The sequence below is a fragment of the Bifidobacterium sp. ESL0732 genome (assembly GCF_029395535.1).
In the GTDB taxonomy this organism is placed as follows: domain Bacteria; phylum Actinomycetota; class Actinomycetes; order Actinomycetales; family Bifidobacteriaceae; genus Bifidobacterium.
The window spans coordinates 1,055,250-1,079,579 of record NZ_CP113920.1 but is presented as its reverse complement, the minus strand read 5'-3'; the positions used below and the strand labels follow the sequence as shown (position 1 = coordinate 1,079,579).

General features: G+C 55.3%; 20 protein-coding genes and 1 tRNA gene. 5 read left to right on the top strand and 16 right to left on the bottom strand.

The window, feature by feature from the left end; all coding sequences use genetic code 11:
- Positions 1 to 95: 95 nt before the first annotated feature.
- Entirely contained in the window at positions 96 to 2,138 is a 2,043-nt protein-coding gene (locus OZX70_RS04130; RefSeq protein ID WP_277181964.1) for an AMP-dependent synthetase/ligase, read from the top strand.
- A gap of 128 nt (positions 2,139 to 2,266) precedes the next feature.
- On the opposite strand, the gene era is transcribed toward OZX70_RS04130, so the two are convergent.
- The 7 genes from era to OZX70_RS04095 all read right to left on the bottom strand — a co-directional run bounded on the left by era (position 2,267) and on the right by OZX70_RS04095 (position 9,048).
- Complete coding sequence (gene era / locus OZX70_RS04125) at positions 2,267 to 3,253, bottom strand: GTPase Era (protein WP_277181962.1); 987 nt, start codon at positions 3,251 to 3,253, stop codon at positions 2,267 to 2,269.
- Positions 3,246 to 4,667 (bottom strand): hemolysin family protein, encoded by a 1,422-nt coding sequence (locus OZX70_RS04120; protein ID WP_277181961.1) that lies wholly within the window; start codon positions 4,665 to 4,667, stop codon positions 3,246 to 3,248. Before OZX70_RS04120 ends, era begins: the two co-directional genes overlap by 8 nt.
- Positions 4,668 to 4,682: 15 nt before the next feature.
- Positions 4,683 to 5,249: an rRNA maturation RNase YbeY gene (gene ybeY, locus OZX70_RS04115; RefSeq protein ID WP_277181960.1), complete on the bottom strand. Its 567-nt coding sequence runs from the start codon at positions 5,247 to 5,249 to the stop codon at positions 4,683 to 4,685.
- On the bottom strand, positions 5,246 to 6,391 hold the full coding sequence (locus OZX70_RS04110; protein ID WP_277181959.1) for a PhoH family protein: 1,146 nt from the start codon (positions 6,389 to 6,391) through the stop codon (positions 5,246 to 5,248). Before OZX70_RS04110 ends, ybeY begins: the two co-directional genes overlap by 4 nt.
- Before the next feature lie 7 nt (positions 6,392 to 6,398).
- Complete coding sequence (locus tag OZX70_RS04105) at positions 6,399 to 6,731, bottom strand: histidine triad nucleotide-binding protein (RefSeq protein WP_277159163.1); 333 nt, start codon at positions 6,729 to 6,731, stop codon at positions 6,399 to 6,401.
- Positions 6,732 to 6,830: 99 nt separating this feature from the next.
- Positions 6,831 to 7,628 carry a 16S rRNA (uracil(1498)-N(3))-methyltransferase gene (locus OZX70_RS04100; RefSeq protein WP_277181958.1) on the bottom strand — a complete coding sequence of 266 codons (798 nt, stop codon included), beginning with the start codon at positions 7,626 to 7,628 and terminating at the stop codon, positions 6,831 to 6,833.
- Positions 7,629 to 7,662: 34 nt separating this feature from the next.
- A complete protein-coding gene (locus OZX70_RS04095; RefSeq protein ID WP_277181957.1) occupies positions 7,663 to 9,048 on the bottom strand; it encodes a polysaccharide deacetylase family protein in 1,386 nt (461 codons plus the stop codon).
- A gap of 145 nt (positions 9,049 to 9,193) precedes the next feature.
- Between OZX70_RS04095 and OZX70_RS04090 the strand changes: the two genes are divergently transcribed.
- From OZX70_RS04090 to glgC, 4 genes are all read left to right on the top strand, one after another.
- Positions 9,194 to 9,282, top strand: a tRNA-Leu gene (locus tag OZX70_RS04090).
- 257 nt (positions 9,283 to 9,539) lie between these two features.
- Positions 9,540 to 10,937, top strand: a complete 1,398-nt coding sequence (locus OZX70_RS04085) for a DUF2142 domain-containing protein (RefSeq protein WP_348519437.1) — start codon at positions 9,540 to 9,542, stop codon at positions 10,935 to 10,937.
- A 101-nt stretch (positions 10,938 to 11,038) separates the two neighbouring features.
- Positions 11,039 to 11,965: an RNA methyltransferase gene (locus OZX70_RS04080; RefSeq protein ID WP_277181956.1), complete on the top strand. Its 927-nt coding sequence runs from the start codon at positions 11,039 to 11,041 to the stop codon at positions 11,963 to 11,965.
- Between the two features lie 185 nt (positions 11,966 to 12,150).
- Positions 12,151 to 13,392 (top strand): glucose-1-phosphate adenylyltransferase, encoded by a 1,242-nt coding sequence (glgC, locus tag OZX70_RS04075; RefSeq protein ID WP_277181955.1) that lies wholly within the window; start codon positions 12,151 to 12,153, stop codon positions 13,390 to 13,392.
- Positions 13,393 to 13,689: 297 nt separating this feature from the next.
- Here glgC and OZX70_RS04070 read toward each other — a convergent pair whose 3' ends face one another.
- The 9 genes from OZX70_RS04070 to OZX70_RS04030 all read right to left on the bottom strand — a co-directional run bounded on the left by OZX70_RS04070 (position 13,690) and on the right by OZX70_RS04030 (position 24,310).
- A complete protein-coding gene (locus OZX70_RS04070) occupies positions 13,690 to 14,265 on the bottom strand; it encodes a metal-sulfur cluster assembly factor (protein ID WP_277181954.1) in 576 nt (191 codons plus the stop codon).
- Between the two features lie 186 nt (positions 14,266 to 14,451).
- A complete protein-coding gene (gene sufU, locus OZX70_RS04065) occupies positions 14,452 to 15,009 on the bottom strand; it encodes a Fe-S cluster assembly sulfur transfer protein SufU (protein ID WP_277181953.1) in 558 nt (185 codons plus the stop codon).
- 3 nt (positions 15,010 to 15,012) lie between these two features.
- Positions 15,013 to 16,284 carry a SufS family cysteine desulfurase gene (locus OZX70_RS04060; RefSeq protein WP_277181952.1) on the bottom strand — a complete coding sequence of 424 codons (1,272 nt, stop codon included), beginning with the start codon at positions 16,282 to 16,284 and terminating at the stop codon, positions 15,013 to 15,015.
- 305 nt (positions 16,285 to 16,589) lie between these two features.
- Complete coding sequence (sufC, locus tag OZX70_RS04055) at positions 16,590 to 17,366, bottom strand: Fe-S cluster assembly ATPase SufC (protein WP_277181951.1); 777 nt, start codon at positions 17,364 to 17,366, stop codon at positions 16,590 to 16,592.
- Positions 17,367 to 18,590 carry a Fe-S cluster assembly protein SufD gene (gene sufD / locus OZX70_RS04050; RefSeq protein ID WP_277181950.1) on the bottom strand — a complete coding sequence of 408 codons (1,224 nt, stop codon included), beginning with the start codon at positions 18,588 to 18,590 and terminating at the stop codon, positions 17,367 to 17,369.
- A 3-nt stretch (positions 18,591 to 18,593) separates the two neighbouring features.
- Complete coding sequence (gene sufB, locus OZX70_RS04045) at positions 18,594 to 20,048, bottom strand: Fe-S cluster assembly protein SufB (protein WP_277182098.1); 1,455 nt, start codon at positions 20,046 to 20,048, stop codon at positions 18,594 to 18,596.
- Positions 20,049 to 20,396: 348 nt separating this feature from the next.
- Positions 20,397 to 22,076, bottom strand: a complete 1,680-nt coding sequence (locus OZX70_RS04040) for a CTP synthase (protein ID WP_277181949.1) — start codon at positions 22,074 to 22,076, stop codon at positions 20,397 to 20,399.
- A gap of 109 nt (positions 22,077 to 22,185) precedes the next feature.
- Positions 22,186 to 22,632 (bottom strand): type II 3-dehydroquinate dehydratase, encoded by a 447-nt coding sequence (locus OZX70_RS04035; protein ID WP_277181948.1) that lies wholly within the window; start codon positions 22,630 to 22,632, stop codon positions 22,186 to 22,188.
- 52 nt (positions 22,633 to 22,684) lie between these two features.
- Positions 22,685 to 24,310, bottom strand: coding sequence for a bifunctional shikimate kinase/3-dehydroquinate synthase (locus OZX70_RS04030; protein ID WP_277181947.1), 1,626 nt, complete (start codon positions 24,308 to 24,310; stop codon positions 22,685 to 22,687).
- Positions 24,311 to 24,330 lie beyond the last annotated feature (20 nt).

The following is a 24,330-nucleotide window of genomic DNA, read 5'->3' as shown; positions in this document are numbered from 1 at the left end:
TACGCTACCGTAAGGTGACGAAACGCCATAAATCCTATAGAATTGGCTTTATTGCTTGAATAATGCCGCTAAAAAGAAGGTCGAGGAGTCCACACGTGTCAGTCATCAATTCACTGAAAAAGGAAACGCTGAAGCTGAGTCAAAAGGCCTTCCACTTGGGAAACGGCTTCGAGCACCCGGTCAATACCGAGGATCCGGAAACCCCGGATTTCAACGATGACCGTCATCTCGCCACCGTCAAGCCCGTTGATTACTCGACATTGCCGCACAGCCACGAATGGGGGCCTGGCTACCCCACGAAGCTTTTCGTAGATGACAAGACCGGTCTTCTGACCGTCACCACTGCAGGCAATCCGCCCATTGATGACGATATGTCGATTTACGATCTCTATGTCGAACGCGCGGAACGCATGGGCGACGACCCGCTTTACACCTTCAAAGTCGATAACAAGTGGGTTACCAAAACCGCCAAAGAGTTCCTCGTCGATGTGCGTAGCGTAGCCAAAGGCCTGATGCATTACGGCATCGACAAAGGCGACGGCGTTTCGTTCATGTCCCACACTTCCTACGAATGGGACGTCGTGGATGCGGCCGTGATGGCTGTCGGCGGCGTGCTCGCCACTATTTATGACACCGATTCCGCCGAGCAGATCCGCAATATCGTCAACAATTCCGATTCCCGCTTGCTGATCGTGGAAACCAACGATATGCGCGAGAAGGCCGACGGCGCCGTCGAGGACTGCCCGACGCTCGAAAAGATCTACACGATCGAGGCCGGTGCGCTTGAGGAACTGCGCGATTACGGCAAGTCAGTCACCGACGAAACCCTTGATGCACGTATCGATTCCATCAAGAAGACCGATCTCTGCTCCATCGTCTACACCTCTGGCTCCACCGCCGCCCCCAAGGGTGTCGAGATGACACACGAGCACTACTGCACCACCGCGTTGAACCTGCGCGACTACATGCCTGATCTGCTCCATCAAAAGGGCAAGTCCGTCCTGCTCTTCCTGCCTCAGGCACACACCTTCGCCCGTGCGGTCAACTACATCGTGGTCGCCAGCGATCTGCGTATCTATATCGCCGGCGGCATCAAGACACTGATCAGCGATCTGCAGGTCGCCAAGCCCGTTGTCACCATCCTCGTGCCTCGTGTGTTGGAGAAGGTCTACAACGCCGCTTCCCAGAAAGCCGGAAATGGCGCGAAGGGCATAGCATTCGCAGCAGCAGTAGTTGCTGCCCAGGAATACGAAAAGGAAATGAGCGAAAACGGCAAGGCCAGCTTCGCCACCCGCGCACGCCGTGCAGCCTTTGATCCCATCGTCTACAAGTCACTGCGCGAAGTGCTCGGCGGACAGGCCGAATGGTTCGTCGCCGGCGGTGCACCGCTCGACCCGGAACTGCTTGCGTTCTTCCGCGGCGCCAATATCCCCGCCTACGAAGGCTACGGTCTGACCGAAACCACTGCCCCCTGCGCTTTCAATCCGAAAGGGACACCGTTCCACGAAGGATCGGTCGGAGTGCCTTACCCCGGCTTCTCGATTCGCTTGGCAGAGGATGGCGAGATTCAGGTCAAAGGAACCTGCGTCTTCCACCGTTACCACAAGAATGACGAAGCCACCGAACTCGCCTTTACTCCCGACGGCTGGTACGCCACCGGCGATCTGGGCCGCATCAGTGACGACGGTTTCCTCTATATCACCGGTCGTAAGAAGGATCTGATCATCACCGCCGGCGGCAAGAACGTTGCCCCTGGCCCGATTGAGGAGATCATTCAGCGTTGCCCGTTCGTCTCCCAGGCTTTAGTACTCGGCGACAAGCGCCCATTCATTTCAGCGCTCATCACTATTGACGAGCCTTCCTTACGCCAGTGGCTCGATGCCGCAGGCCTCGACCCCGATATGCCTTTGGAGGAGGCCTGCAAGAACGCCGTTGTCCGCGCCGAGGTGCAGAAGTGGGTCGATAAAGCCAACGAAGGCGTTTCCCGTGCCGAATCCGTGCGCAAGTTCATCCTTCTGCCCGAGGAATTCAGCCAGGAGAACGGTATGCTTACCGCCTCCATGAAGGTGATTCGCCGAGCGGTTATCAAGCATTACGCCAATCTGCTCAACACACAGATGTATACGAAGAAGAAGTAAGCCGCATTCGCGACACATATGATTAGGCCGGAGTGGTTGGAGTGTTTCCTTCCCATCCGGTCTTTTTACTATCAAGTTCTTTTATGATTTTACTTACGAATGTCAGTGACGTTGTTTTGGCAGAACTTTCAGAACCCCAACCGCTCCAACTGCTTGGGGTCGGACTGCCAGCCTTTGGCGACCTTGACGTGGAGGTCAAGTTTGGACTTCTGGCCTACGATGCGGTTCACGGCGGTGCGCAGGCGCTTCTTGACTTGCACCAGATGTTCGGCTCGGTGACCGATGATGATGGGCTTTTGGGAGTCTCGTTCGACGTAGATGGAGACCATGACGTGCGCCTTACCGTCTTCGGTCTCGGGGTTGTCGGATTCGCCGGGGCGATCGATGGAATCCACGACCACGGCCAACGAATGCGGAAGCTCATCATCCAGCTCCTCGAGGAACGCACCGCGCACCAGCTCGGCGATAGTGTCCTCCGGCTTTTCTTCAGTGATCTGGTCATCTGGGTACATCTGCGGGCCTTCGGGCATGTTGTCGATAAGCACACGTTTGACCTCGGCCACATTGTCATGTTCCAGAGCGCTGACCGGCACCAGATCGGTAAAGTCTGCGAACTGGTTGATTTCCATGAGCTTCGCCATCAATTCCTGGCGGTTGAGCTCATCGATCTTGGTGACGATGGCGATCAGTGGCACCTTCCAGACAAACTTGCCGGTCTTCTCGTCTTTACGAGCGAACTCGCTGCGCAAACGGCTCAGGATGCGCTTGTCCCCCGGCCCGATCTCCTGATCGGCGGGTAGCAGGAATGCAATCTCGTCAACATCGCTCAGCGACTCGTCCACGACGTCATTCAAGCGCTGGCCAAGCAGGGTACGCGGGCGATGGATACCCGGAGTATCGACCAGCACCAGCTGGGCATTATCGGTGGTCAGGATGCCACGGATGGCCTTACGAGTGGTCTCCGGACGTGAGGAAGCGATGGCGACCTGCGTGCCGATGAGTGAATTAATCAGCGTCGACTTTCCGACGTTCGGACGGCCGACCACGGCCACAAAGCCGGAACGGTATGGTTCCTTATTGTCAGACTGTTCTTCGTTATTCTTGCGCTCAGTCATGTTTTTCGTTTTCCTTTACGTCTTGTTTCATGTCTCGTTTGATTTCATTATCGTCATCTTCGTCCTGTTTTTCAGCCATATCAAGCGTCGCAGGTTCGACCACGATGGTGGAGACCTTCTTGCGGCGACCGGCGGAATCGACAGCGGTCAGGCGCAGGCCTCGTGTCACCGCGCTCATGCCGACGATCGGGACCCGACCGAGCAGCTTTGTCAAGAGGCCATAGACGGTGTCCACATCATCCTCGTCGATGTCGACTTCGAATAACTCTTCAAGGTCTGCAATCGGTGTACGGGCGGGCATCTGCCACTTGTGATCGCCAATCTTCTTGGGCTCGGTATGCTGGATACGGTCGTGCTCGTCTTCCAACTCACCGACAATCTGCTCGATGGCGTCCTCGATGGTAACCAGTCCGGCGATACCGCCGTATTCGTCTACCACCACGGCGACATGCTGCCGAGTGCGTTGCATCTCGTGGAACAAATCATCGACCGGTTTGGATTCGGGAACCAGCATCGGTTGACGGCAGATGGACTTGACCTCGCGTTTACGGGCCTCGGGGTTGAATGCAGTGGCACGTACGGCATCCTTCAAATAGGCCATGCCGACCAGATCATCGACGTCGTCACCAATAATCGGGATACGCGAGAAACCGGAACGCGAGCACAGCTGTAGGAAATGCTCAAGCGTGGAATCGGATTCGACACAAATCATATCGGTGCGCGGCACCATGATCTCGCGGGTCAATGTGTCGGAAAGCATCAGCACGTTACGCAGCATTTCCGCTACTTCCGGGTCAAAATCATCGGTTTCGACCAACCTGTCGATGGTCGCACGTCCCTGTTCGCGCTGGATTTTTTCCAGTTCCTCGTCGTCGGAAAGCTCGTCTTCCTTGTCGCGTCTACGCTGTTCCTTACCTTCTCCGGCCTTGGCAAAAGGCGTCAAGACGACGGCCAATGAGATGGTACCGGAAAATCGCATCATCACGTCGAGCGGCTTAGAAGCACCTGCGGAACGTGGACGGAGAAGAACCGATACCACCGCGACGATCAGCGCAAAAATTACCCCCGTAACCAAAGCGACCCAAACCGGCTGGGAAAACAGCATAACGATAATCGCTACCAAAACCCCGTCAAAGACGTTGCAGAAAATGCGGAAGAACGCACAGGAGCCGGCCGTGGCGTAACGATCGACGATAAGCCGCTGTACCTTGTGAACTTTGCGAATCTGCTTGGCCTGCACGAATTTACCAAGGTCTTCATCATCGGTCTGAATCTCGATAATCCGGTTGTTGAGGCTGGCCTTGGTGACGCGCGAGACGGCGGATTCGCTCGATGCCATCATCATCGACAGCCACACAAGTAGTGCTGCCACAATGACGAGCACAACCACGGTAGCGATGGTCAGAGTATCCATATTCTGCGTACTTTCCTAGTTCTTATCACCATTTGACGGTTTGTCATCGTTACGCCCGGAAGCATGGCTTGCATCCCATTGGGCCAGCAAATCGGTAGAATCTGCCGGCAGCACGGCCTGTGGAACCGGCTCGTCGCGGATGGCGAAAAACGTGAGCAAAAGCTGCCGTTGCAAGCCAAACATCTGCCGTTCCTGCTCGGGGTCGACGTGATCATAGCCCAGAAGATGCAAGATACCGTGAATAGCCAAAAGCATCATCTCGTCCATCGTGGAATGACCGGCCGCCGCGGCCTGTTGCGCGGCTACCCACGGGCAGATGACGATATCGCCCAAAACGCCTTCCATGATCTTGCCGTCTTCGCCCGGACGCAACTCATCCATCGGGAAACTCATCACGTCGGTCGGTCCTTCGAGCTGCATCCAACGCATGTGCAACTGGGCAATCGGATCAGGGTCGACAAAAAGGATGGTCAGGTCGGACTGCGTGCTCACCTGCATGCGTTCCATCACCCACAAACCCAGGTCGGAGAAGAGTTTCGGGTCGATCTGCCAGACCGTCTCATTGGTGACTTCGACGCTCAACGGCGTTCCTTTCCGTTTGGTTTATGCCCGGCTTCCTCGGCAGAATGCGCATCGTAGGCCTCTACGATCTTGCCGACCAACTCGTGACGCACCACATCTTTGGCACCGAGGTGGGCGAAACTGATGCCGTCGATACCGCCAAGAATCGATTCGATGGACTTAAGCCCGGAATGTGGTACGGCCAGATCGATCTGGGTGACGTCGCCGGTGATAACCATCTTGGTGTTGAAACCGAGACGTGTCAAAAACATCTTCATCTGTTGCTCGGTGGTGTTCTGTGCTTCGTCGAGGATGACGAACGCATCGTTGAGCGTGCGGCCGCGCATGTAGGCGAGCGGCGCGACCTCGATGGTGCCGTCGGTCATATAACGGTGCATCTGACCGGCACCCAGCATATCGGAAAGCGCGTCGTAGAGCGGTCGCAGATACGGATCAACCTTATCGTTCAACGTGCCTGGCAGATAGCCAAGGCTTTCGCCAGCTTCGACGGCTGGACGCGTAAGAATGATACGACTTACTCTGCCGTCTTCAAACGCCCGGACCGCTTTGGCAACGGCGAGGTAGGTCTTTCCGGTTCCTGCGGGACCGATGGCAAAGGTAATCGTATTGGCATCAATGGCGCGAACATAGAAGACCTGACCAGCGGTTTTTGCACGAACAGGCTCGCCGTTGGCGAACGCGATGACACCCGGAACATGACGGTTGAAGGAAGAACGTTTGTGCTCATCGGCAAACTGATCATCATCCTGGAATGAACGAGCTTGCGAGCGCTGCCTTATGCCGGCACCAGCGAACCCTCGCATATACGAATGTTGCGCATATCCGTGCCCACGACCGCCGTCACCCATCAGCCCAGCCTTCTTGCCGACCTGTCGGGCTTCGAGCATCCGCCGCACGTTCATCGCATCGGCCGGAGCTTTGTAGGCCGCGTCGATGATGTTGTTGAGTACGTCGAAGACCTTGTCGGCCTCGATATCATCACGCTTGTTGTAAGCGGAGATCTCGATGCGATTGCCCCTCACGAACACGTTGACATCAGGGAATGCATGCTGCACCTCGGCAAGCACCTTGTCGCCCGAACCCAGCACTGCCACTGGATCGAGTTCAGTGGGAATGGTGATGACTCGTTTTGCGCTGGCCACCGCTCTCCTACTCTTCCATCGTCTCGCCGGTCAGCACATGCGCATGCACGTGGAAGACCGACTGGCCGGCATCCTCGCCGGTGTTGAAGATGAGACGATAGGCGCCGTGAAATTCCTTATCGGCAATCGACTGGGCAATCTCGACGATATGGGCGAGCTCGGCAGGATCGGACTTGGCCAGTTCGGCCACGTTGGCGCAGTGCTTCTTCGGCACGATCAGCACGTGCACCTTCGCCTTGGGGTTGATGTCTTTGAACGCGTAGGTGGTGTCATCTTCGTACACCTTGGTGCTCGGAATCTCGCCCGCAATGATCTTGCAGAACAGGCAATCGTCGGCCATATATGCTCCTTGCTAAAAGCTTTGGGGACGCGGTTGCGCCCTACTCCCCCATGCTATTAGCCCGCACGGATAATTAAGCTGGCCGATACAGCCACAAACTCAAGCGAATCGTCCCAGCGAACGAGCCAAAAGCGAGAGCGCCACCGGGCCGGCAGTCGAAGCACGCATGATATTGCTCCCGAGTACACAGGACTCAGCCCCGGCATCCGTAAATTGTTCCACTTCGTCATCGCTGATGCCGCCTTCCGGCCCAACCACAACGTAAATTCTGCGAGGCTTACCGTCGTCCAAACAACGCTGCTCAAGCGCGGCGACCTTCTGCTCGATGCCTTCCCAAGTCGAAGTCGCATCCTGGTGCAACACAATCACCAATTCGTGGTGGACGCAAGCACGACGGCATATCGCCACCACCTGCTTGCTGGAGACGCAGTCGTCAAGCGTTGGTTTCCAAGTGCGACGTGATTGTTCGGTAGCCGCGACAAGCGTCTGATCCCATTTACGGTCGGTTCGCCCGGCCTTCCACTTGGAAATCGAACGATTGGCCTGCCACGGCACGACCTCATCCACGCCAATCTGCGTAGCCATATCAATAGCTTGCTCATCGTGCCCGGTTTTCGCGAGCGCTTGCACCAGCGCAAGCCTGGTAATCGGCTGCTCTTCCGTCGTGAATTCCGATACTTTGACCAGCCCGTTCTGCGTATCGGCGACTTCCGCGTCGATACGCAGCCCTTTCCCATCGGAAAGCTGAAGTCTGTCACCGTTCTGCAGGCGCATGGCACCTATCGCGTGCCGTTTGATGGCGGGCGGCAGGGTTATCGTCCACCCAGCATGCAGCTCGTCACGATTGACCGGCACATCGTCGTGCTCGGCGTCGAATATAAAAAGTGGACTTGTCATAGTTCAAGGCTACCGGAACCACGGACGAACGCACTTACATATGAAGAATATCGTCACGCGAATAGTAAACGGCGCCAGCCCGCGGATATTCGCCGGTCAACTCAGGAATAGTGACGAAACGGTACCCTTTCTTGCCAAGTTCTTCAATGATTTTAGGCACAGCCTCAACGGTGTGGGAATGGATATCATGCATCAAAACGATGGCTCCTGGCTCGACCTGCGACATAATCTTGCGTGTCAAAGAGGACGACGTGGCACCATGGGACCAATCGTAAGAATCCACGCCATAAACAGCCACAGCGGCACCTGTCTGCTCGCCGATATACTTGCGACTTTCCTCGTCGACGACTCCATGTGGCGGGCGCACAAAACTAACCGGGAACCCGGTCGCCGAACCGATGACTTTGCCGGTATCACCGATCTGCTGCCGCTCGTGATGGTTCTTCATGATTGCCGGCAGATCCTCGTGACTCCATGTATGGCTTTCCACAGGGAAGCCTGCTTGTGAGACCTCACGTGCGAGCGCCCCGCCATCGGCCTGCACCTTCTGGCCCATCTGGAAAAACGTCGCCTTCGCATTCCCGGATTTGAGATATAGCAGTAGTTGCGGAGTCAATGTCGGGTCAGGCCCGTCATCAAACGTGAGCGCCACACACCGCTGAACATTGCAGTCGACGTCTCGGGCTTTGCTGTGTACGGCCACGGCTTTATCCGCGGCCTCATAAAGCTTTTCTTGGTCCCGTTTGCAAACCGAATACGGAGCGGCTTTCGTCACATCCGAGTTCGCCTGATCGACCGCTTTGCTGAGTCTTGTCAACGTGACGTCATCGATACTGTCTTTCTCGGACTTGGCAAAACCTGTCACTCCAGCGGAAATGGCTTTCAGCTCGTCCTGCGCGACCTTGGAAGCTTCAGCGTCGGTGTCTCGCAAAACGTGCATCGGTTTAAATGCTCTGTTCAGTGCAGCAATCTGCCGTTGCAACGTAGCCGTCCATTCACGTTCACGCTTGGTCTCGGCATTGAGTTTCGGCGTCAACTGTGCGGTTGTGCACGCCATGACCGGATTGACGGCTTCCTCGGCTCTAATTTGATGAAGCTGGCCTCGCGCGGTTTTCAAAGTTCTTTTCGCCGTTTGGAGAGTATGGTCCGATATGGTTTGCGTCTGGGATTCGCTGTTTGTAGCCGCCAATTTGGTCAACGCGTCATTCTGCGCAATGACTTCGTCTAAATGCGCCGACGCAAGCTCATATGAATTTCCCCATTGTACACACTGCCCCATGCCTTTGCGGTAATAGGAGTAGACGGGATTGAACAGAGCCACACCCAAAACAACAACCAACGCGGCCACAAGCACAATGACAAGAAGAACGCGAGTAACACGTTGCTTTCCGCTTTTGTGCATCCGCTGCGTCTTCGCCATCTCGACCTCAACTCTCCATTCCCAACAACAACAGCATCATTCTACATTGTGTTGCACCCTTGCATTGCCGAACGTTTTCGACACACCGACCTGCCAAACGACGTCGGAATGGTGTATAGTTCTATCTGTTGCTTGAACGACACCTGCCCAGGTGGCGGAATGGTAGACGCGCTAGCTTGAGGTGCTAGTTCCTATAATTTTACAGGAGTACGGGTTCAACTCCCGTCCTGGGCACGAAAACTGAAAACTAGAAACCCCTTGGAAATCAAGGGGTTTCAGTGTATCTGGCCACTTTTAGACGGCACGATTGGCAGCATTTTGGCAGCGAAAGGCACAAAAAGGGCACGGCATTTTCAAGAGCTCGATGCCTTCGCTTTGTCAGTGACGACAATGACCATATACTATAAAGCGTAGTTACCAATGAAAAGCGAAACGACCCGACTTTAGACCTTCAATACCGGCAAAGTCACGAGGACAGCAGGAAAGGCGCCATGGCTTCCCACAAATCTTTATTGAAAGTCATCCGCCGATTCATGCCCGTCGTCACGATCATCCTCACCCTTATCGTGGGCGGCACTTCCATCGCGCATATCCCCCCAGGGCACACCTACGACGTCTGGTCGCATACCTACCGTATCTCGGCCGTCATCAATGGAAGCCACACCCATCATGTAGAAGCTCAGAGCGCTTTCCATCACGGTAACGACAACGTTGGCGGCAAAGCAGATTGGGAATGGATCAACTATTCTCTTGAGCATTATGACAATTGGGATCCGGCAGTGGTCATTGCCAATACCATCACCGTCAAGGATTCCCAAGGCGCGGACGTGCCCTTCAACAACACAGCCATCAATAGCGCAGTCACTTATCTTCCCCAACTTGCCGGATTCCTTTTGGGCCGGGCGTTCGGCTTGAGCGCGAACATCACATTTTATTTGGCTGAAATACTCACACTCGTAGCCAATGCGCTGTGCGTCGGCCTTGCTATCTGGTTCCTGCCGAAATGGCGTATCATCATCGGCTTGATTTTGCCGATTGTCAATGTCCATCCCTTCGCGATTTCAGCGGATCCATATATCCAAGCCGTCGCCGCGCTGTTCACCTGCATGCTTTATCGTGCGTCAGTGCGAAAAACATCCACGAAATATCTAGTCGGCCTTTCAGTCGTTGGCGTATTACTTTCGATGGGCAAATTCGTCTATACGCCCCTCACACTATTGCTGCTGCTCATACCCTGGCTTCAGTCGGCGCTTGCGACATCCACGATCCCATCGGAAGCACTCGAGGCCGATTCCGATGAAAACACGGAAAACGAAACCAACAAATCTCATCATCTGTCGGCACGTACTTGGATTCCAATCGTAGGTACCGGCTGCTCGTTTATATGGCTGGCTGTTTGGATGAAGCTGAACGACTGGTACTCGACAACTCCTGGGTTGCTTCCTTATCACGACATGCTCGAGCGAAAACACGATTTGATGACGAAGCCCTCTGTGATGGTTCAAGCGATAAAAAGCATCGCCTATTCGATCATCCACAGTCAGGCGAATTTCGATTTCGTCACCGATACCAAACGCATACGCGTTTTCTGGGCACTGTTGGCCATATTGCTTGTCGTTGTATTGGCTGCCCTATGTGTTCACCGCTTGTCAGCAGCGCAAAAAACATTCTGGCTCCTTGCTTATCTGATTTCGATAGGCATACTTTTACTGACCTATCTGGCTCTTTGGCTGCAATATACACCGAAAGGGTACGTTGGCATACCCGGGATGCAATACCGCTACTTCATGCCGTTGGTTCCCCTGTGGGCCCTCTGTGGTTTGGTTTGTTGCAGTTCGCTTATCGTGGCAATCCAGAAACTTGCGAAACCGGAAACAGTCAGTCAATAAGTTGTATGCTCCTCCCTACGTGCACACTCATGTCCTTTTGCATCGGGCAACAGGCTTGCTGGTAGGGTCGGATAGCAGGAAATGGACAGGAGATACAAGACATGCGGATCATCAATATCGAGTCGGTTAACGACGAACGGGTGGCCGCTTACGTAAGCCTAACCGAAGCGCAGCTGCGCAACCGGCTCGAACCTGAAAAGGGTATTTTCATCGCGGAATCCCCCAAAGTCATCGACCGGGCGTTGGCAGCAGGACGCGAACCGGTTTCGCTGCTGGTCGAGGAACCTTGGCTTGCCGGAATGCAGGATATGTTCGATCGCATCGACAAACGCTGGGGCAAGGACGTCCCGGTTTACGTGGCCTCGCCGGCACAATTGAAAAAACTGACCGGCTATCGCCTTCATCGCGGGGCCTTGGCCGCGATGAGACGCTGGAAACTGCCAACCGTCAGGGAGCTGTGCAAGGATGCTCGGAGGATTGCAGTGATGGAGAATATTGTCGATCATACCAACGTCGGCGCGCTGATGCGTTCGGCGGCTGCATTGGACGTCGATGCCGTATTGGTCACACCTTCTTGCGGCGATCCGCTGTACCGCCGAGCTGCCCGCGTTTCGATGGGGACTGTTTTTCAGGTTCCGTGGACGCGTATCGATGAGGAGACCCTCTCACAACAAGGCGAGGATATCGAATCCGAAAAACACACCAAGGAAGAAGACCGGAAATACTGGCCGGTGCGTGGACTCGAGGAACTGCACAACCTCGGCTTCACCACCGTCGCCATGGCACTGACCGATGATTCCATCAGCCTTGACGAACTGACCAGACGACTCAACAATGCCGAGACCGAGTTTGACCATATCGATAAACTCGCCCTCGTTTTCGGTACGGAAGGCGATGGGCTTTCACACCGCACCATCGCCAACACCGATCTCACCGTCAAAATTCCGATGAGCAACGGCGTAGACAGTCTCAATGTGGCCGCTTCCAGCGCCGTCGCCTTTTACGCGACCAGTCCGAGACGTAATTAGACGTTTGGGGGCTTCTCGGGCGTTTCGCGTCGGCTCAATCCGATACAGTAATTGGTAGAAAAAGGTCGTGTACAAAGATGAGCGCCTCACGGCTTTGGAAGCGACGTGAAAACGATTGAACTTTTATCTGTGCTGGGTCTAAAATCGCAAATGCCCGACAGAAAACGGTAATCAGGGGGTAAGGAATGGCAAAGAGTCCTAAAATACTGGCTATCGTATTGGCAGGCGGAGAAGGTACACGCCTTATGCCGTTGACGCGTGACCGCGCCAAGCCTGCGGTTCCGTTCGGCGGCGTCTACCGTCTTATTGATTTTCCGTTGAGCAACCTGGTCAATTCCGGTTATACGCAAATCGTCGTATTAACGCAATACAAATCACATTCATTGGATCGCCATATCTCAAAGGTCTGGCGTTTTTCGCCGCTGCTCGACGCCTATGTTTCTCCTGTTCCGGCGCAGCAGAGGCTCGGTAAACATTGGTATTTGGGCTCTGCGGATGCGGTCTACCAAACGATTAACATCATCGAAGACGAGCAACCCGATTATGTGGTCATCGTCGGCGCCGACCACGTCTATCGCATGGATTTTGGGCAGATGTTGAAACAGCATATCGAATCGGGAGCCGAGTTCACCGTTGCCGGTATTCGCCAGCCAATCGGAGCCTCCCGTCAATTCGGTGTCATCGACGTTGACCCTGACCATCCGCACATGATCCGCGGCTTCAAAGAGAAGCCCGAGGCCACGGAAGGCATGCCCGGCCATCCAGACCAGATTCTGGCTTCGATGGGCAATTACATCGCCACCACCGACGCGCTTTTCGACGCGCTGGCACACGATGAAAAAGCCGAGGATACCAAGCATGACATGGGCGGTGACATTGCACCCTTCTTCTCCCAACGGCACGAGGCTGGAGTCTATGATTTCAGTGAGAACGAGATTCCTGGAGCCACCGACTACGACCGAGCCTATTGGCGTGATGTGGGCACCATCAAGCAATTTTACGAAGCCCACATGGATTTGATCGAGTACAATCCCCCGTTCAATCTCTACAATCAGGATTGGCCTATCTACACTCTTTCCGGCAATCTGCCGCCCGCCAAGTTCGTGCGTTCAGAGACCAACCGGATCGGGCGGGCCACCGAGTCCATCATCGCCCCAGGTGTCATCGTCTCGGGCGGTGACGTGCAGCATTCGGTGCTTTCGCCGAATGTCCGTATCAATTCATGGTCGCAGGTCGTCGATTCCATCCTCTTCGACGGGGTCATTGTCGGCCGTCGCGCGCGAGTCTGCAAGGCCATCCTCGATAAAAGCGTCATTTTGGAGGAGAACGCGACCGTGGGCATCGATCAAGAGCACGACCGCGCCCGCGGATTCACGGTCAAAGACGGCATCACCATTGTGCCGAAACGCACAATTATCAAAGATTGACCATTCTAACCATGGTTCTAAGCCCAGCATAATGTCCGGTTTCTGACATACACGATTAGATATGCAAGAAAAGGACCATTACAACAGCATCAGTGGGCGGTCTTTAGCATGATAATCAAAATATGCAAGAAACCGGCCACTGAGGAAGACTCAACGGCCGTTTTCTTGCACAATCAAAACAATATATAAGAAAACGGCCGTCAATAAATCATGGTAATGGTGATATTACCTATATCCCGATGAAAGTTACCGCTCTTAGTCACCTAAATAAAACAGCACGAACTTGTATGGCATTCATCAGTACTTCGGCATATTGTCGAAGTTGAAGCCGATGGCTTCCAGCTGTTCACGGCCTTCCGGGCGGATCATGTCAAGTGTCCAACGCGGCTGCCACGTCCAGTCAATACGAAATTCTTCGACCAAACCGGCCAACGTGGAGGCACATTCGTCCTCAAGAAGATCAGTAAGCGGGCAGGCCGGCGTGGTCAATGTCATCGTAATGATGGCACGCCCCTTCTCATCGATTTCGATGCCATAGACCAGACCAAGGTCGATGACATCGATGCCTAGCTCGGGATCGATGACCTGATGCAGCGCCTCACGCACATCCGCGGCCGTGGCCTTGCCGATGTCGTTGAACGAGGTCAGCGGGATGCCAGTCTCTTCGTCCTTGACGGTATTGCCAGCCGGTTCATCGGAAGCATCGGCCTTCGCAGAGGCCTTCTCATCTTGCTTATCGAACTTATCGAGCGAACCCACCGCATGCGGATTGGCGACGGCCGCTTCGGCCTTCTCTTCGCTGCCGAGCGCCTTGGCCGCAGAATCAAGAATCGAGGATTGAGGTGTCGGTACGAGATTGTCGTTGCTGGGCATGTTGCCTCCTGCTGTAATAAACTACAAATCATTATCTCATGTATTCAATGCATCAGCACAAGCGGATAGCATAATCAAGTTACCTATCGGATTATCAAAGTATCAATACCTATGCAGTATGCCTTGGTTTCGGACATTCACCGTTTATTTATCGAATGCGATGATGGTGTCAACCGAGGCGATTCTCTACTTATCCGCCGCCAATGCCTTGGCAAGCGAGTCCTTGAGACCTGCCCAGCCGAGCAGCGCGCATTTGATACGCATCGGATATTTCGAGACGCCTTGAAACACGACGGCATCGCCCAACGCCTCTTCGTCGGCATCATTATCAAGGCCGGCTCCACGAGACTTCATGAGCTTCTGGAACACGCCCTCAAGCTGCATGGCCTCTTCGACCGTCTTGCCGTCAACCAGATCGACCATCATCGACAGACTGGCAGTGGAGATGGAACAGCCGCTACCGTCCCAGACCAAGCGCTCGATCTTATGAGGCTCGGATTCGGAAACCTCGACATGAACAGTCACCTGATCGCCGCAAGTCGGATTGAACTGGTGCGACTCCCCTGGCGTGCAGTATTCGTGGCTGGCACGCACAGTCGTCTCGCCGGTTTCGCTCGCGCTGTTCGGCTCTTTCGTCACATCCGCAGCGAAATGTTCCTTGCCATGCGGATGCTTCGACGCGTCAAGAATGACCTCCTGATACATCTGCTCGAGATCGTCACCACTCACACCAAAATCACTCATTGCTCACACCTCAAAGAACGAACGAACCTTGCCGGCCGTTTCGACTATTTGCTTGGCTTCCTCGACGGTATTGTACACGCCGGTCGAAGCGCGGCTGGAGGCGAACAGACCGAAATGACGGTGGACGGGCTGAGCGCAATGATGGCCGACACGTACCGCGATACCCTGGGCATCAAAGAACTGACCGACATCGTGAGGATGTACGCCTTCGACGTCGAACGATACCGTGCCGATACGGTCCTTGTTCTCCACCGGCCCAAGCACGCGGAAACCGGGGACATCGTTTAATTTCAGGAGCTCGTCGGTAATTGCCTTTTCATGGGCTTCGACGTTCTCCATGCCGATTTTGCGCATCCAATCGGCAGCCACGCCTGCGGCAACGACCTGTGCGACGGGCTGGGTTCCTGCTTCGAAACGGGCCGGCGGCTCCATATATTCGGCAGGCTTGTCCATCCAAGCGAGCTCGACCATCGACCCACCGAAACTGGCCGGCGGCAAGGCTTCCAGCAGCTCACGTTTGCCATAGAGAAATCCGACACCGGTCGGTCCGTACATCTTATGAGCGCTCCAAGCCGCGAAATCGACATCCATCTTGTGGAAGTTAAGTTTGAGATGCGGCACAGACTGGCAGGCATCGAGAATAAAAATGGCACCGACTTCGTGCGCCCGCTTGACGATGGGCTCGATATCGGTGATGGCCCCGGTTACGTTGCTGATATGGGTGATGGCAACGATCTTGGTCCGATCGGTAATGACTTCATCGGCGGTATCGGAACGGATACGCCCATCATCGGTAAGGTCAAACCACTTCAGCGTGGCACCAGTACGATAAGCCAGTTCCTGGAACGGCAGTAAAACGGAATGATGCTCGGCCTTGGAAACGACAATCTCGTCTCCCGGCTTCAAAGCAAAACGCTTGGCCGCATCCCCACCACGTCCCAGTGAGGCATTGCCAAAGGCAGTGGCCAAGAGATTCAGTCCAGCCGTAGCGCCAGCGGTAACGACAATCTCTTCCTGCCCCTCTTCAGCATTGGCACCTACCAGCTTGGCAACCTTGGCACGCGCTTCTTCAAACGCAACAGTACTACGCGCAGCAAGCTCATGCGCCCCACGATGCACCCCTGCATTGATGGTCTCATAAAACTCCGACTCCGCATCAATCACGCACTGCGGCTTCTGCGCAGTCGCCGCCGAATCAAAGTACACCAGCGGATGTCCATGAATCCGCTGATCCAAAATAGGAAACTGATCCCTAATCTTCAAAAAGTCGACCATACTGCCTTCTATCTTTCAAGCTAACACTCTTATCAAGTTCTAACTCAATCCGAATATCGTTTCAAGCGCAGCTTGCAGATTTCGATACTCGATGTATCGAAATCTTCCAAAGCCCTACCCTCACAGCGAATCGGCTGACGCTGCATAAGCTGATTCGGGGAAATATGCGATGTCAGACTGTAAAAACTTGGCCTGAGCGGCCCGGAGCGTGTCGGACATTGTATATTTCCCCGGATCAGCGACCAACCGCTAAAAGCAAGCTAAACAAAATCTTAGCAACACCTAAAGCGGTTAATCAGAGAGAATCAGGCCATAGCCGATTCAGACGCCCCTTCCGGCAGATACTGATCATACCCAGTCTCTTCGAGTTCATCCGCCAGTTCGGGCCCGCCAGTCTTGACAAACCGTCCGCCAGCAAACACATGCACGATATCGGGCTTGATGTACTTGAGGATTCGCGTGTAGTGGGTGATGAGCATGATGCCGAGGCCCGTGTTCTCCTTGGCGCGGTTGACGCCTTCGGAGACGATGCGCAGCGCGTCGACGTCGAGGCCGGAGTCGGTCTCGTCCATGATGGCGAACTTCGGCTTCAAGAGCTCCAGCTGCAGCACTTCGGCGCGCTTCTTCTCACCACCGGAGAACCCTTCGTTGACCGAGCGGGAAGCGAACTTCTTATCCATGCGAAGATTCTTCATGGCGTCCTGCAGTTCCTTGGTCCAGGTGCGGATGGCCGGAGCTTTGCCGTCGACTTCGGTTTTGGCTGTACGCAGGAAGTTGGTCATCGAAACGCCCGGTACTTCGACTGGGTACTGCATGGCGAGGAACAGACCGGCCTTCGCACGTTCGTCAGCAGTCATCTTCAGCAGATCCTTGCCGTCGAGCAGCGCCTCGCCAGAATCGACGAAGTACTTCGGGTGGCCGGCCAGCGTGTAGGCCAGCGTCGACTTACCGGAGCCGTTGGGGCCCATGATGGCGTGCGTCTCGCCGGAGTTGACGGTCAAGGTCGCGCCCTTGAGAATCTGCTTGCGGCCTTCCTTGGTCTCCACCGATGCGTAGAGATCCTTGATTTCCAATGTAGACATTTACTTATCCTCCAATACCGCTTGCATATCGGCGCTTTCGCCGCGCGCGAGCCTACGGTCTATGACATTCATAAGGTGTTCGGCGATGCTGGGCACGCCGATTTGTTCGATCAGGTCGGCGAAGAAACCACGGACCACGAGCTTGCGGGCCTCGGATTCCGTGATGCCTCGCGACTGCAGATAGAAGAGCTCCTCGTCGTCGAAATGGCCGACAGAGCTGGCGTGGCCGGCACCGATGATGTTGCCGTTCTCGATCTCGAGATTCGGCTCGGAATCGGCGATCGGCCCTGGAGTCAGCACCAGGTTGCGGTTGAGCTCGTAGGAGTCGGTGTTCGGTGCCTGCGGCTGGATGAGCGCGTTGCCCACCCAGGTCGAGTGTGCGTCCTTGCCATCAAGCGCACCCTTGTAGACCACGCGGGACTTGCAGTCCGCGTAGTTATGGACCACCATTGTGCGGTGTTCAAGGTGCTGTCCGGCCTCAGCGAAGTAGATGCCGAGCATGTTGAGATTACCTTGTGGACCCCCGAACTCCTGATCCATACGCAGACGCACGATGTCGCCGCCGAGAGTGACCACGGCGTGACGCAGCGAAGCGTTGTCTCCGACATGGATACGCTGGTTGCCCACATGCTTGGAGCCTTTATCCCATTCCTGCACGAAGGTCGTGGAGACGTGAGAATCCTTGCCGGTGATGATTTCGACACCTTCGGCAAGACGGGCCAAGCCATGATGCGTCACAACGATATCGCCGTGCGTGCGATCGGCGACCTTGAGTACGAGATGCAGAGAGTCAAGATCAGTGCCTTGTCCTTCGACATCAACCAATACGGGCTGGTCAAGCTCACCGGAAATGGAGACCACGACAGTTTTGCTGCCAGCGTTCCATTCGACGGCCGAAACGCGGTCGTTGGGCTTCATCACAGTTCCAGATGGCGCTTCACTACGGTCGACGACCGATTCGGTCACCTTGGTACCGTCAATCGACGAGCCGTCCATGTTGGTGACGCTCACCTTGGTCTCGCCGCTGTGGGTGAAGACGTTGAAGAATTCCTCGATACGCTCAAGCGGCGTATAACGCCAGTCCTCTTGCTTGCGCGTCGGCATCTTGAAATCGTCCACCTCAAACGAGCGCGGCTCGTTGTCAGCGCTAGACGGCATGGCTGCCGGCATTGCGTAGGGATCATTAGGATCCGCTACTGGAATGTTTACTTCTTGTTCGGCCATCGATCAGCCCACCGATCCTTCCATTTGCAACTCGACCAGTCTGTTGAGCTCCAACGCGTATTCCATCGGAAGCTCGCGGCTGATTGGCTCGACGAAGCCACGCACAATCATGCCCATGGCTTCCTTCTCCTCGAGTCCGCGGCTCATCAGGTAGAAGAGCTGATCCTCGGAAACCTTAGAGACGGTCGCTTCGTGCGCCATCGTCACGTCGTCCTCGCGGATGTCGACGTGCGGATAGGTGTCGGAACGCGAATAATCGTCGACCAACAGCGTGTCGCAGACCACCGAAGAGCTCGAGCCCTTGGCCCCATCGATCACCTTGACCAGTCCGCGGTAGGCGCAACGTCCACCGCCGCGCGAAATCGACTTGGCAACAATGGTGGAGCTGGTGTGCGGTGCCAGATGAATCATCTTGGCGCCGGTATCCTGGTACTGCCCCTTACCTGCGAAGCTCAGCGACATGGTGGAAGCCTTGGCGTACGGTTCGGCCAGAATGCAGGATGGGTATTTCATGCTCGCCTTGGAGCCGATGTTGCCGTCGACCCACTCCATGGTGCCGCCCTCTTTGACGTAGGCGCGCTGGGTGACGAGGTTGTAGACGTTGTTCGACCAGTTCTGCACGGTCGTATAGCGCACGCGGGCGTTCTTGCCGACGATGATTTCGACATTGGCGGCGTGCAGCGAGTCCGTGGCATAGATCGGGGCCGTGCAGCCTTCGACGTAGTGGACGTAGGAACCTTCCTCGGCGATGATCAGTGTCCGTTCGAACTGGCCCATGTTCGGCGTGTTGATGCGGAAATAGGCCTGCAGCGGAATGTCGACGTGAACGCCCTTGGGAACGTAGACGAACGAGCCGCCGGACCAGGCCGCCGTGTTGAGCGCCGCAAACTTATTGTCATCGTACGGAATGACGGTGGCAAAGTATTTCTTGACCAGATCCGGGTACTCGCGCAACGCGGTGTCCGTATCAGTGAAAATCACGCCTTCCTTCTTCAGGTCGTCCTGGATGGAGTTGTAGATGACCTCGGACTCGTACTGCGCGGCAACGCCGGAGACCAGACGCTTCTTTTCGGCGTCGGGAATGCCCAGCTTGTCGTAGGTCGTACGGATATCCGTGGGCAGGTCTTCCCAGCTCTTGGCCGGCTTGTCGATCGGCTTGACGTAATACTTGAAATCTTCGGCATGGAATTCGGAAAGGTCAACGCCCCACTTGGGCATCGGCTTCTCCACGAATGCGCGATAGCCCTTAAGCCTCATGTCGAGCATCCACTGCGGTTCGCCCTTGTCGGCGGAAATAGCACGAACGACATTCTCGTCAATGCCCTTCTTCGCGGCTTCACCGGCTGCGTCGGAATCGTGCCAGCCATAGTTGTACTCACCGAATTCCTGGATGATCTCGTCATCCTTTTTGATCTTATCCTCGTTGACACGTTCGCGATCAGCCACATACTGGCTCATCTCCGTATCAGACGCGGCGTTTGGTGTTGGTTTTTCTGCCACCGTACGCTGCCTCCTATCATTGACTACACTCAATATAAACCTAACAGAATCGAGGTTTTATTACTAGAGTTGTGCATAAAACAACGCTGACAATGAAAGTGATTTAATTCACAAGTCTGTCCATATTGCATCGCTTTGTACAATTACATGTTTTTGTCTGTATTTTCCTCAGTTTCCTTTTCCCACATATAGCAGAAAACCCCACCGAAGCGGGGTCTTCTTGCGTTCACTTATTGGCAAGCTTGATGACTAATATCACCAAATGATGGTGAGACGGCACCGATAACACTGCCAAATGATTTAGACTCAGTCCTCTTCAGGCTGGCTCTTACGGGCTTCCTGATGGTCGAGCGCGGCCTTCACCAGCCCTTGGAAGAGCGGATGCGGCTTGGTCGGGCGGGATTTGAACTCAGGATGAGCCTGCGTGCCGATGTAGAACGGGTGTACGTCCTGCGGCAATTCGACGAACTCGGTAAGCTCGCCGTCGGGGCTTTCACCGGAAATATCAAGGCCGCCTTCACGCAGGCGATCCTTGTAGGCGACGTTGACCTCGTAACGGTGACGATGGCGCTCAGTGACATTGGTGGTACCGTAGAGCTTTTCGACCAACGAGCCTTCCTTGAGTACGGCCGGATAAGAACCGAGGCGCATAGTGTGGCCCATATCGGAATTGGCAAGGATGTCTTTCTGCTCCTCCATCGTGGCGATAACGGGGTTCTTGCAGCCGGGTTCGAACTCGGAGGAATCCGCGTCCTCGAGCTCCAGCACGTCGCGTGCGTACTCGATGACCATGCACTGCAAACCAAGGCACAGGCCAAGCGCTGGCAGCTTATGCTCGCGGGCGTAGCGCAGCGCGCCGATTTTGCCTTCAATGCCGCGGATGCCGAAACCACCGGGAACGATGATGCCGTCCATATCGCGCAGCTCGGCGTCGGCACCGGCCTCGCTCTCGCAAAGATCGGCTGCCACGAGCTTGACGTTCGCCTTGGCATAGTTGCCAAAGCCGCCAGCCTTTACAGCCTCGATAACGGAAAGGTAGGCATCTGGCAAATCGATGTACTTGCCGACGATAGCGATGTTGACTTCTTCCTTCGGATGGTGCACGCGCTCCAGCAAATCATCCCACTCGGCCCAATCGACGTCGTGGGCCGACATCTCAAGGTAACGGACCACGTAGGAGTCGAGGCCTTCGTTGTGCAGGATCTTCGGCACGTCGTAGATGCTCGGGGCATCCACGCAGTTGACCACACCCTCTTCGTCGACGTCGCACATCAGGGAGATCTTGTCCTTGATGCCCTGGTTGAGCGGGCGATCGCTGCGCAGCACGAGCGCGTCGGGGGTGATGCCGAGCTGACGCAGGGTCATCACGGAATGCTGGGTCGGCTTGGTCTTGAGCTCGTGTGCTGCCGGCAAGTACGGCACCAGCGAAACGTGGACAAACATGCAGTTATGCGGGCCGAGCTCGCGCTTGACCTCGCGCGCGGCCTCGAGGAACGGCTGGGATTCGATGTCGCCGACGGTACCACCGATTTCGGTGATGATCACGTCGACGTCGTCCGCGGCCTGGGCGCGCATACGGCTCTTGATCTCGTTGGTGATATGCGGAATGACCTGGACGCACTGGCCCAAGTACTTGCCGGCACGTTCCTTCTCGAGTACGGACTGATAAATCTGGCCAGTGGTGACGTTCGCTTTCTGGGAGAGGAAGACGTCGAGGAAGCGCTCGTAATGGCCGATGTCCAGATCGGTTTCGGCGCCGTCTTCGGTGACGTAGACCTCACCATGCTGGAACGGGTTCATAGTGCCCGGATCGACGTTGATGTAGGGATCGAGCTTTTGCTGCAATACGCGGAGACCACGGCTGCGAAGAAGACGACCGAGAGAGGATGCTGTCAGGCCCTTACCAAGGGAAGAAACAACGCCACCGGTGACGAAAATATGCTTGGTGACATGTCCATGGGAATTATCATTATTTTCTCTTGCCATGGAACTTCAGCCTATCATTCGCTATTGACTCGGCGTGTTCGTAGGCAGGATCGGAAAAACAGATTCCGCTTCCCGTTTTTCTTTATTATTTTGTAATTTTTACTGAACCTTATTGTGCCAACAGATGGGCAACTGCGTCGAGGGCGAGCTTGTAGCCATAGAAGCCCATACCGGTGATGGTGCCGGTGGCGACTGGACTAATCACGCTATATTTACGGAAAGAATCGCGGGCTGAGGGGTTGGAGATATGAACCTCCATCAATGGCAGACCGGCATCAGTGACCATTTTGGCAGCGTCCGAAAGTCCATAACTGTAATGGGTGAATGCGGCGGGGTTCATCACCACCGGAGTCTGCTCGTCGACGGCCCGGTGCATCCAGCCGATGACCTCGGCTTCGTCGTCGGACTGGCGCACCTCGACTTCGAGGCCCAACGCTTTGCCCCACTCGGCGCAATCCTTGCGCAAAGTTTTGAGGTCCTGATGGCCGTATACATCGGGTTCGCGTACTCCCAGACGCCCGAGATTCGGTCCATTGACGACGATTACCTTGGTCATTTATTTTGTCCTTTTTTATTTAAAAATTATCAATTATTAATATATTGATGAATCAGTTACGGATGCGCTGGAATGCTTCGACAAGAGCATCCATCGGCGGGTCTTCGAGGTGCATCGGATGACCGATACTGTCGAGAATGACGAAACGCAGAGTGTTGCCGCGCGCCTTCTTGTCCTTGTGCATCAATGCGAGCACCGAATCCCAATCACCGCCGTCCCAGGAAATCGGCAGACCGAGCGAAGAAAGGATTGAACGATGCAGATCAACGGATTCCTGATCGAGATGGCCGAGGATATGCGAAAGTTCCGCGGCATAGACGCAACCAACTGCCACCGCATTGCCGTGACGCCAACGGAAGTTCTCGAGCTTTTCGATGGCATGGGCCAGCGTGTGACCGTAGTTGAGGAATTCGCGCAGACCGGCCTCTTTGAGATCGTTGGAAACGTGATAGGCCTTGACGCGAACCGTACGCTCGATGAGTTCAGCGACCACGTCTTCGAGCGGCGAGCCTAGGAAATCGTCACCATTGAAGTTCTTCAGTTCATCGGCGTGCTCCTGCAAAATATCCAAGATTGTGGTGTCACGGATGAACCCGGATTTGGTGACCTCCCCAAGCCCCTCGGTGAAAATATCCTGTGGCAAGGTCTTTAGCGTACGCAAATCGGCGAGCACGCCTGCGGGCGTGTAGAACGAGCCGACGAGATTCTTGCCCTCGTCAGTGTTGATACCGGTTTTGCCTCCGGTCGAGGCGTCGACCATCGCCAGCAGCGAGGTCGGGCAATTGACATAACGGATGCCGCGCATCCAGGTGGCCGCAATGAAACCGGCAAGGTCGGTCGCGGCTCCCCCGCCGAGGCCGACGATGGCGTCCGAACGGGTGAAGCCAATCTCTCCAAGCCTCTTCCAGATGGTTTTGGCAACATCAATGGTCTTGCCCTTTTCCGCGTCGGGAATAACCATGTCATAGACCTCGTAACCGGCCTGACGCAACAAAGCGCGCGCCTGATCGGAATGGCGTTGCACCGGTTGGGTGTGAATCAACGCAACACGAAGTACGTCCGGACCGACCATTTCCGGCAAGCGGTTCAGCGTGCCTTCACCAATACAAACGTCATAGGGTTCGATACCCGAACCGGTGACATGGACAATGCGTTCCTGAATCATATTGCTCAACTTCCTTGCCGCCACCCGCGGCGTCGAACCATGGGTATGCACATGCAGATTGGAGATTTCACGGAAAACGGGGTCGCGCTCTTCATAAAGTTTTAGCCAGCGTTTGTTGGCATCGCCGTTGAGCATCGGTCGGTTGCCACTTCGCGCAGCTCGTTCCATGGCCTCGTTTTTATCGGCTTCCAGATAGACCAGTTTGCCGCCGTCGTCGATATAGTGGGCCAGCGCGTCTCGCGTCGACTGTGTCATAGGCGCGCCGCCACCCAATGCAAGCAGACCATCAAACGACCCGAGCAAGTCAGCAATAACTTCGGCTTCCAGCTTACGGAACGCAGGTTCCCCATATTTTTCGAAATATCGGGGAATCTTCATGCCCGCTTCCTGCTCGATTTCGATATCCGCGTCGACGAAATCAACATCGAGCATCTGCGCCGCCTCACGCCCCACGCGAGTCTTGCCGGCACCGGGCATACCGATGACCACGGCAAGCGGACGATGACCACTCATGATTACTGCACCTTGTCTCT

What these genes read in the sequence shown, in the direction of transcription:
- OZX70_RS04120 (WP_277181961.1), bottom strand. Translation starts at nt 4,667, where the DNA reads ATGGATACTCTGACCATCGCTACCGTGGTTGTGCTCGTCATTGTGGCA.
- sufB (WP_277182098.1), bottom strand. Translation starts at nt 20,048, where the DNA reads ATGAGCCAGTATGTGGCTGATCGCGAACGTGTCAACGAGGATAAGATC.
- sufC (WP_277181951.1), bottom strand. Translation starts at nt 17,366, where the DNA reads ATGTCTACATTGGAAATCAAGGATCTCTACGCATCGGTGGAGACCAAG.
- sufD (WP_277181950.1), bottom strand. Translation starts at nt 18,590, where the DNA reads ATGGCCGAACAAGAAGTAAACATTCCAGTAGCGGATCCTAATGATCCC.
- OZX70_RS04040 (WP_277181949.1), bottom strand. Translation starts at nt 22,076, where the DNA reads ATGGCAAGAGAAAATAATGATAATTCCCATGGACATGTCACCAAGCAT.
- OZX70_RS04080 (WP_277181956.1), top strand. Translation starts at nt 11,039, where the DNA reads ATGCGGATCATCAATATCGAGTCGGTTAACGACGAACGGGTGGCCGCT.
- OZX70_RS04100 (WP_277181958.1), bottom strand. Translation starts at nt 7,628, where the DNA reads ATGACAAGTCCACTTTTTATATTCGACGCCGAGCACGACGATGTGCCG.
- OZX70_RS04105 (WP_277159163.1), bottom strand. Translation starts at nt 6,731, where the DNA reads ATGGCCGACGATTGCCTGTTCTGCAAGATCATTGCGGGCGAGATTCCG.
- OZX70_RS04095 (WP_277181957.1), bottom strand. Translation starts at nt 9,048, where the DNA reads ATGGCGAAGACGCAGCGGATGCACAAAAGCGGAAAGCAACGTGTTACT.
- OZX70_RS04030 (WP_277181947.1), bottom strand. Translation starts at nt 24,310, where the DNA reads ATGAGTGGTCATCGTCCGCTTGCCGTGGTCATCGGTATGCCCGGTGCC.
- glgC (WP_277181955.1), top strand. Translation starts at nt 12,151, where the DNA reads ATGGCAAAGAGTCCTAAAATACTGGCTATCGTATTGGCAGGCGGAGAA.
- OZX70_RS04035 (WP_277181948.1), bottom strand. Translation starts at nt 22,632, where the DNA reads ATGACCAAGGTAATCGTCGTCAATGGACCGAATCTCGGGCGTCTGGGA.
- OZX70_RS04085 (WP_348519437.1), top strand. Translation starts at nt 9,540, where the DNA reads ATGGCTTCCCACAAATCTTTATTGAAAGTCATCCGCCGATTCATGCCC.
- OZX70_RS04070 (WP_277181954.1), bottom strand. Translation starts at nt 14,265, where the DNA reads ATGCCCAGCAACGACAATCTCGTACCGACACCTCAATCCTCGATTCTT.
- sufU (WP_277181953.1), bottom strand. Translation starts at nt 15,009, where the DNA reads ATGAGTGATTTTGGTGTGAGTGGTGACGATCTCGAGCAGATGTATCAG.
- OZX70_RS04060 (WP_277181952.1), bottom strand. Translation starts at nt 16,284, where the DNA reads ATGGTCGACTTTTTGAAGATTAGGGATCAGTTTCCTATTTTGGATCAG.
- era (WP_277181962.1), bottom strand. Translation starts at nt 3,253, where the DNA reads ATGACTGAGCGCAAGAATAACGAAGAACAGTCTGACAATAAGGAACCA.